At 76.6% G+C, this 3,786-nt stretch carries 1 protein-coding gene; it reads left to right on the top strand.

Annotated features, from left to right (window positions below):
- Positions 1-586: 586 nt before the first annotated feature.
- Positions 587-3,786: type 2 lanthipeptide synthetase LanM (lanM, locus tag AB0399_RS40340; RefSeq protein ID WP_366414676.1), on the top strand; the 3,200-nt coding region annotated here is incomplete at its 3' end.

The raw sequence follows: 3,786 nt of genomic DNA, 5'->3' as shown, positions 1-3,786 counted from the left end.
ATCGGCGAGGGTGAGCATCGGCAGCTCGGGGTCGGGGACCTCCGCCGCGATCCGGCGGGCCCGCTGCTCGTCGAGCCGGGTGGGTGCTCGCCGCGGGGGCCTGAACGGTGTCGGGGCTCTGCGCCGGCTGCTCGCGGGCTTGGTCATCGCGCATGGCGTGCCTCCACGGAGTTCGGGTACGTGCCGACGGCCGTGGCGCCGGGGCGGTCGGCTGAGATGAATGCGCGGGCGGTAACGGACATTGCACGCATACCTGGCACCACCTCGATCCGGTGTCCCGCTCTCGGAGGTCCGCAGGAGCCCTGCGCGACCCGCACCACCGCCGTCCGGGCACGGCCGCACCCGCGTCGGCACGGGTGCGGTGCCGGGTGCGGCCGGACCGGAAACGTGCCCGCCCGCACCCGTGCTGCTCGGCCGTGCCGAGCCGTCGTCGTGATGGATCGAGCGTCGCCTGCCGGGTACCGGCTTCCTATGGGGACCGCCCCCCGCATTCCACCGCGCCCACCGGTCACGGCCCCCGCCCGCACCGGAATATGGGGGCCGTCCCCCATAGGAGGTGCGGGCCATCGATGGCAGGATCGCGGGCGTGATCGATCCGCAGACGTGGTGGACCGGCGGCGTGGCCTTGGCCGAGCGGCTGCCGCCGCCCCCGATATCCGCCGCCACCCCCAGCCTGGCGGAGAGTTGGCGGTCCGACTACTCCTCGCCCGCGCTGCTGCGGGCCCGGCTGGCGGACCGGGGGCTGGACGAGGACGGCCTGCGCGCCTTGCTCGCCGAGGAGCCCGCGGCCCTGGCCGGCCGGATCGAGAGGCCCGGCTGGGTCGGCACGGTCGAGGACGCGCTGGCCTGCGCTCCGCTCGACCCGCCGCTGCCGGCCGGCGGCTCGTGGTCGGCGGGCTTCGCCACGGTGCTCGCGCCGTTCACCGAGACGGCGGCCACGCGGCTGCTGCGGGCGGTCGAACGGTACGGCCTCGCGGAGCTGACCGACCAGGAGGCGCTCCGCGGCTGCTTCACCGACGGGTTGGGCCGGGCGCTCGTGCAGCTCGCCCGGCGGACCCTGGTGCTCGAACTCAACGTCCTGAGAGTGCGCGAGCGGCTGCGCGGCAGCACTCCGGAAGGCCGGTTCCACGACTTCGTCCGGCAGACCTCGGCCCGGGCGGGACTGCGCGCCCTGGTCGCCGAGTACCCGGTCCTGGCACGGCTGCTGGCGCAGACCTGCGATCAGGCTGTGGCGGCCTGGACCGAGTTGCTGCGGCGCCTGGCCGCCGACCGGACCGCGGTGGTCGACGGTCTCCTCGGCGGCGTCGACCCCGGCCTGCTGGTCCAGGTGGACATGAGCGCCGGCGACCGCCACCAGGGCGGACGGGCGGTCGCCGTACTGTCCTTCGAACACGGCGCCCGGGTGGTGTTCAAGCCCCGCCCGGTCACCGTGCACGGGCACTTCAACGACACCGTCCGCTGGCTCAACTCCCGCCTGGACGGCCTGGATCTGCGCGATCTGGCCGTGCTCGAACGCTCGGGCTACGGCTGGGTCGAGTACGCCGCGGCCGCACCGTGCGCGGGCCCGGCCGAGGTGGGCCGGTTCTACTGGCGGCTCGGCGCGCTGCTGGCCCTGATCCACGCGCTCGGCGCCACCGACATGCACTTCGAGAACCTGATCGCCTGCGCCGACCAGCCCGTCCTGGTCGACCTGGAGACGCTCTTCCACCCGGACCTGTCCGGGCCGGCGGGCGGCGACCCGGCGCAGGCGGTGCTGACGGCGTCGGTCGCGCGGACCGCGCTGCTGCCGTTCTTCCTGGTCGGCGAGCACGGCGTGCTGGACGTCTCCGGTCTCGGCGGCGACCGGGACACCCCGCTGCCCGGCGAGGTGACCGGCTGGTCGGCGCCCGGGACGGACGAGATGCAACTGGTCCGGACCGTGGGGGTGTTCCGCGGCTCGGCCAACCGGCCGCTGCTGCGCGACGCCGAAGCCGACCCCGCCCTCCACGTGGATTCCCTCGTCGCCGGCTTCCGGGCGGGCTACGACGTGATCGCCGGCCACCGTACGGAACTCACCGGCCCCGGCGGCCTGCTGGCCCGCTTCACGCACGATGTGACGCGGGCGGTGGTCCGTCCCACCCGCTCGTACGCGGTCCTGCTGGACGAGTCCACCCATCCCGACGTCCTGCGCGACGCGCTCGACCGGGACCGGCTCCTCGACACGCTGTGGCGCGAATCGGCCGGCGGCCCGGGGCTGCGCGCGCTGGTCGGCGCCGAGCTGGCCGAACTGTGGGCGGGGGACGTCCCCGTGGCCGCCTGCTCCCCCGGTACGACGGAACTGGCGGTCGGCCCGCTGACGGTCGACGGCCTGGTCACCGAGTGCGGCCTGGCCCGGGCCGAGCGCCGGATCGCGGCGATGGGCGAGACCGACCGCTTCGACCAGGAGTGGATGATCCGCGCCACGCTCGCGACCCGGCGCCGCGACGGCGGACCGCGCGCCGCCGTCGCGCCGCCCGGCCCGCCGGCCGCCACCGTGCCCGACGCCGAGCGGCTGCTGGCGACCGCCTGCGGCATAGCCGACCGCATCCTGGCCAGCGCCCAGGACGACGGCCGGCGGGTCAACTGGCTGGGCCTGGAGCCCCTGGACGACCGGATCTGGGCGGTCCAGCCGCTGGGCGCCGGACTGCCGCACGGCTACTGCGGCACCGCGCTCTTCCTGGCGGAGCTCGCCGACCTCACCGGCACCGAGCGGTACACCTCGGTCGCGCGGCGCGCGCTGGCCCCGCTGCCGGGCCTGCTCGCCGCGCTGGCCGACCGGCCGGCCGACCTGCCCGCCATCGGCGCGGGTTTCGCGGGCCTTGGCGGGATCGCCTACGCGCTCAGCCGGCTCGCCACCTTGCTGGACGACGCGGAGATCGCCGGCTGGGCCGCCGCGACGGTCGACCTGGCCGCGGCCGCGGCCGGTCCGAGCCCGCAGCCCGGGGTCCTCGACGGCGACGCCGGCTGCCTGGCGGCGATGGTCGCCGTGCAGCGGGCCACCGGGTCTGCGGCGGCGGGCCGCGTCGCGCGGGCCTGCGCCGACCGTCTCGCCGCCCACGCACCCGACGCCCTGCCGACCGGTGGTTTCAGCACCGGGGCCGCCGGCGTCGGTTGGGCGCTGCTGCGGTTCGCGGCGGCCGGCGACGCGCCCGGACACGCGGCGATCGGCGGCGGACCCGGACACGCTGCACCTGACGGCGGCCAGCCCGGACACGCGGGAGCCAACGGCCAGCCCGAACACGCGACACCGACCATCGGACCCTGGCACACCGCAACCGGCAGCCGGCCCGGACACGCGGCACCCGGCAGCGAACACGGGTCCACGGCAACCGGGAGTGGACCCGACCACGCGGCACTTGGCAGCGGACCCCGGCACACCGCGACCAGCGGCACACCCGGACACACCACGGCCGGCGGCCAGCCCGGACACGCGGGGGCCAACGGCCAGCCCGAACACGCGACACTCGGCAACGGACCCGGACACACCGCGACCAGCGGCACACCCGGACACGCGACTCCGGGCGGCGGACCCGGATACGCGGCACCCGGCAGCGAACCCTGGCACACCGCGACCGGCAGCACACCCGGACACGCGGCACCCGGCAGCGAACCCTGGCACACCGCGACCGGCAGCACACCCGGACACGCGGCACCCGGCAGCGAACCCGGGCACACCGCGACCGGCGGCGGAGCCGCATACGCGGCGGCGGGCCTGGCCGCCCCCGCGGCGGCGTCCACCGTCGGCGCCGACCTGGTGCTGGACGGAGC

The organism is Streptomyces sp. NPDC088194, from assembly GCF_040702025.1.
Lineage (GTDB): Bacteria > Actinomycetota > Actinomycetes > Streptomycetales > Streptomycetaceae > Actinacidiphila.
Note: the sequence above shows the minus strand (reverse complement) of the source record. Positions and strands in the feature narration are given on the sequence as shown.